We start from the raw sequence: 5,298 nt of genomic DNA on the forward strand, positions 1-5,298 counted from the left end.
TACAAATTTCATTTCTTCTGCAAAATTTATCTGGCCTTTTTATCCCCAAACCTTTCCTATTTGTGGATTACTTGGGTTATTAAGGATTAACTAGATAAACACTGAAATCCACGCCGGGTATCCTTCAAAAATTGCATATACATGCTGTTTCTTTGGGCAATGCTTGCTTTGCGGTATTTTTGCAAATTCAATTTTGAAATTTATTATGAAGGAATTTAAAAGATACTTAATTACTACCGCTTTGCCCTATGCCAACGGACCTTTGCATATTGGTCATTTGGCGGGATGTTATTTACCAGGTGATATTTATGTTAGATTTTTAAGAGCAAAAAAACTGGATGTAAAATTTGTAAGCGGCACCGACGAACACGGCGTGCCTATTACGATTCGTGCGATGAAAGAAAATGTTTCACCCCAGCAAGTGGTTGATAAATTTCATGAAATTATCAAAGACGGTTTTGAACAGATGGGAATTTCCTTTGATATTTTTTCAAGAACTTCCAACGAAATTCATCACAGAACAGCTCAGGATTTTTTTCTGAATCTGCATGAAAAAGGTTTGTTTGAAGAAAGAGAATCGGAACAATTTTTTGATGAAGAAAAACAAATGTTTTTAGCCGACAGATACATTGTCGGAACATGTCCAATCTGTGGCAATCCAAATGCTTATGGCGATCAGTGTGAAAAATGCGGATCATCTTTAAGCCCCGAACAACTGATTAATCCACGGAGTGTTTTGAGCGACGCCATTCCCGTAAGAAAGAAAACAAAGCATTGGTATTTTCCTTTGCAGAATTATGAGGAATTTTTACGCAAATGGATCCTGGAAGATCACAAGGACTGGAAAAATAATGTGTATGGCCAATGCAAAAGCTGGCTGGACAATGGTTTGCAGCCACGAGCCATGACACGCGACAGCAATTGGGGCGTTAAAGTGCCTTTGCCGGATGCTGAAGGAAAAGTTCTGTATGTTTGGTTTGATGCACCAATAGGCTATATTTCTGCTACAAAAGAATTGAACAATAATTGGAAAGATTATTGGTGCCGGGAAGATACAAAGCTGGTTCATTTTATAGGAAAAGATAACATTGTTTTTCACTGCATTATTTTTCCGGCGATGCTGAAAGCTCATGGAAATTTCGTGTTACCCGAAAATGTTCCTGCCAACGAATTTTTAAACATTGAAGGGCAAAAAGTTTCTACCAGCCGCAATTGGGCTGTATGGATAGATGAATATTTAAAAGATTTTCCCGGGCAACAAGATGTACTCCGTTATGTTTTATGTGCTAATGCCCCGGAAACGAAAGACAACGATTTTACGTGGAAAGATTTTCAGGACAGAAACAACAGTGAACTCGTTGCCATCTTTGGAAATTTTGTGAACAGGACATTTGTGTTGATGCACAAATTGTGCAATGGAAAAGTACCTCCCGCACACAACACAATCATGGACGATGCGGATAAAAAGATGATCCGAGAATTTTCACTTACAAAAACAACAATCGAAGATCTTATAGAGCATTTCAAATTCCGTGAAGCATTATTTGAAGTGGTTGACCTGGCGAGAAAAGGAAATAAATATATGCAGGATAAGCAGCCCTGGATTGTTGCAAAACACACGACTGATGAAGGGCAATTGTCGCCCGAAGCGCAGCAGGCGATAGATAATTGTTTACATATTTGTTTACAGCTTTGCGCCAATCTTGCAATTTTCATTAACCCGTTTTTGCCGTTCACTGCTCAAAAAATGATTCACATGATGAAGGTGGTTGATAAAATGCTTGACTGGGAAAATGCAGGAAAGACAAAGCTTTTAAGTGTTGGGTATAGTTTGCGGGCGCCGGAATTATTGTTCAGGAAAATTGAAGATGCCGAAGTAGCGGCGCAGATAGAAAAGTTGAACAAAGGATTAGCTGAAAGTGAAAAGCAGAAGGAAAAAGGTGCAAAGCAGGAAGCAGATCAAAAGCAGAAGGTGGAAAGCGCAAAGCAGAAGCCAGAAATTGCCATTGATGATTTTTCGAAAATTGATTTGAAAGTCGGCACCATTCTTTCTGCTGAAAAAATAGAAAAAGCAGATAAATTATTAAAGCTTGAAATTGATCTGGGTTTCGAAAAAAGAATCATTCTTTCCGGCATTGCCCAACATTTTTCTCCCGAAGAAATTACCGGAAAACAAGTCGTAGTTGTTGCTAATTTAGCTCCGAGAAAAATGCGTGGTATTGAAAGCAATGGAATGATATTAATGGCCGAAGACGCAGAAGGAAAATTGCATTTTGTAAAACCCGAAAATATAATTGAGAATGGAAGTAGTGTGAGTTAAGCGTCTAGTGAATTCCAGCCAGCTAATTCCTTTAAACCAAAATAAAAAATCAATTTATTTCCAGTTTTACTGTTCTATTGACCGGGCTTTTATGTTTTTAAGTTCGATTTTGAATTCCTTCTTTCGGATGTTCGCTCTCCTTTTGTAAACTTTTGCAAATGGATTCCCATTGAAAATAAATATTACCCATTTATCCTTTCACTGCTGTTTATTTTCTTTATAAGCGAGGGAGAGTTACAAATATTTTGGGTTAAAAAAATAGTTTAATTTAGACTTAAAATAGTTGTTTAACTAACTAAATAAATTATGCTACACAAAAGAAACATTCAGAAAGTTACGGTATTGGGAAGTGGCGTAATGGGAAGCAGAATTGCCTGTCTTTTTGCAGGAATAGGCGTGCAGGTTTTGTTGCTGGATATCGCGGCGCCCGAAGGTAAAGATTCAAAAAGCAAAAATAAGCTCGTAAATGATGCATTGGCAGCAGCAGTAAAATCTTCGCCCTCGCCTCTCTATACAAAAGAGAATTTACAAAAAATTACTACGGGCAATTTTGAAGATAACATGAAAGACATCGCGGAGTGCGACTGGATTATTGAGGTAGTAATAGAAAGATTGGATATTAAAAAGAAGATTTTTGAACAGGTAGAAAAATTCCGAAAACCCGGCACGCTCGTGACTTCCAACACTTCAGGAATTCCCATTCATCTTATGGCCGAAGAGAGAAGCGATGATTTCAAAAAGCATTTTTGCGGCACGCACTTTTTTAATCCGCCGAGATATTTGAGATTGCTCGAAATTATTCCAACTGAATTTACTGATAAAGAGGTAGTTGATTTTTTAATGCATTATGGTGATTTGTTTTTAGGAAAAACAACCGTTTTGTGCAAAGACACGCCGGCCTTTATCGCCAACAGAATCGGCGTTTTCAGCATCATGTCCATATTCCATATCATGGATAAACTGGAATTGAACATTGATGAAATAGAAGCGCTGACGGGAACTATCATCGGGCGGCCAAAATCAGCAACTTTTCGCACAGCCGATGTTGTGGGGATTGATACCTTGGTAAAGGTGGCAATCGGAGTAAAAGAAAATTGCCCGGATGATGAAGCTAAAGAAATTTTTACCATCCCTTCATGGTTGCAAAAAATGGTAGATAACAAATGGCTGGGCGACAAAACCGGCCAGGGATTTTTCAAGAAAATTAAAACCGCTGATGGGCAAAAAGAAATTCTTACACTCGATTTAAAATCTTTTGAATATGCGCCAAGGCAAAAGCCAAAATTTGCTACAATAGAAACTGCAAAACCCGTTGAAGATCTTAAACAAAGGATAAAAGCGTTATCCCAGGGCCGGGATAAGGCGGGTGAATTTTATCGCCTGTTTCATTATGCTCTTTTCTCGTATATCTCTCACCGTATTCCTGAAATAAGTGATGATTTGTACCGGATAGATGATGCCATGAAAGCAGGCTTTGGGTGGGAGATTGGGGCATTTGAAACCTGGGATGTTTTGGGCGTGAAAGAAACCGTTGAAGCGATGAACCAAAATGGATATGAAGTGGCGAAATGGGTAAAAGATTTTATTGCGGATGGATATACATCTTTTTATAAAGTTGAAAATGGAAAACGTTTATACTATGACGTTAGTACTAAAAAATATTTACCAATTCCCGGCGGTGATGCCTTTATCATTCTTAGTGACCTTACAGAAAAAACCGTTTGGAAAAACAGCGCATGTAATTTATATGATTTAGGAAACGATGTCGTCGGTTTAACGTGGAATACAAAAATGGGAAGCATTGGTGGGGAAGTGTTGGAGGGTTTGAATAAATCCATTGCCATCGCAGAAGAAAAATATAAAGGATTGGTAATCGCAAATGAAGCCGCGCAATTCAGCGCCGGCGCTAATATCGCGATGATGTTTATGCTTGCTGTTGAACAGGAATACGATGAATTAGATATGGCGGTCAGAATGTTTCAGAATTCAACTATGAGAATCAGGTATTCATCCATTCCGGTTGTGGTCGCTCCTCACGGGCTTACGCTTGGCGGCGGTTGTGAAATTTGTTTGCATGCTGATAAAGTGCAGGCTGCTGCCGAAACGTATATTGGATTGGTGGAAGTGGGCGTTGGCCTTATTCCCGGCGGCGGCGGAACGAAAGAGTTTGCTTTGCGCGCGTCGGATGCGATTCAGCACAACGAACCTGAAACAATTCCTTTACAAAACCGGTTCATCACTATCGGCACTGCCAGAGTTTCTACCTCTGCTGTGGAAGCTTATGAATTGGGAATATTACGGCAAGGGGTAGACGAAATCTCTATGAATCAATCAAGACGAATTGCAGAAGCAAAGCAAAGTGTTATTGATTTATATGATCGAGGGTATTCCCAACCGGTTCAGAGAACTGATATTAAAGTGTTAGGCCGTGAAGGGCTGGGAATGTTGTATGCAGGAATTAATGGAATGTATCGCGGAAATTATATCAGCGATTATGATGTAAAGATTGCAAAAAAGCTGGCGTATGTGATGTGTGGCGGCGATCTTAGCCAGGCTACATTAGTAAATGAACAATATTTATTAAACCTTGAACGCGAAGCTTTCTTAAGTCTTTGTGGAGAAAAGAAAACTTTGGAAAGACTACAAAGTGTTTTAAAAACCGGAAAGCCGGTAAGGAATTAATTGAGCTAATCTTTTTTTATTGTATTTAAATTCTTTACAGTAAACAAACCTGCCCACCGGTAGGTAGACAAATAGCCTTTTTTTATTTCTGTTCTTGAAAGAAAGAAATTCAGGATTTATCAAAAGCTTTCCTAAACGATTTTATTCTATGGAAAGAATAATGAAAGTCTTTTAGATTAATAATTGCAGCGTTTCAGATTAATTAGTCAACCCTTAAAAACCAAATTTAAGATTTAAAGAGCTGAAGAATTCTCCATTTTTTGTTTTAATAAGTTTGTAAAGAGTTTGAAAAAAAT

Annotated in this window: 2 protein-coding genes; both read left to right on the forward strand. The window is 38.4% G+C overall.

Translation table 11 applies throughout. The annotated features are described in order from the left end of the window. The first annotated feature begins 205 nt into the window (after positions 1 to 205). Positions 206 to 2,320: a methionine--tRNA ligase gene (gene metG / locus EFY79_RS21145; protein WP_262685244.1), complete on the forward strand. Its 2,115-nt coding sequence runs from the start codon at positions 206 to 208 to the stop codon at positions 2,318 to 2,320. A gap of 306 nt (positions 2,321 to 2,626) precedes the next feature. Continuing rightward, positions 2,627 to 5,002 (forward strand): 3-hydroxyacyl-CoA dehydrogenase/enoyl-CoA hydratase family protein, encoded by a 2,376-nt coding sequence (locus EFY79_RS21150; RefSeq protein ID WP_123122754.1) that lies wholly within the window; start codon positions 2,627 to 2,629, stop codon positions 5,000 to 5,002. The last annotated feature ends 296 nt before the right edge of the window (positions 5,003 to 5,298 follow it).

This window comes from Hanamia caeni (genome assembly GCF_003721595.1).
GTDB lineage: Bacteria > Bacteroidota > Bacteroidia > Chitinophagales > Chitinophagaceae > Ginsengibacter > Ginsengibacter caeni.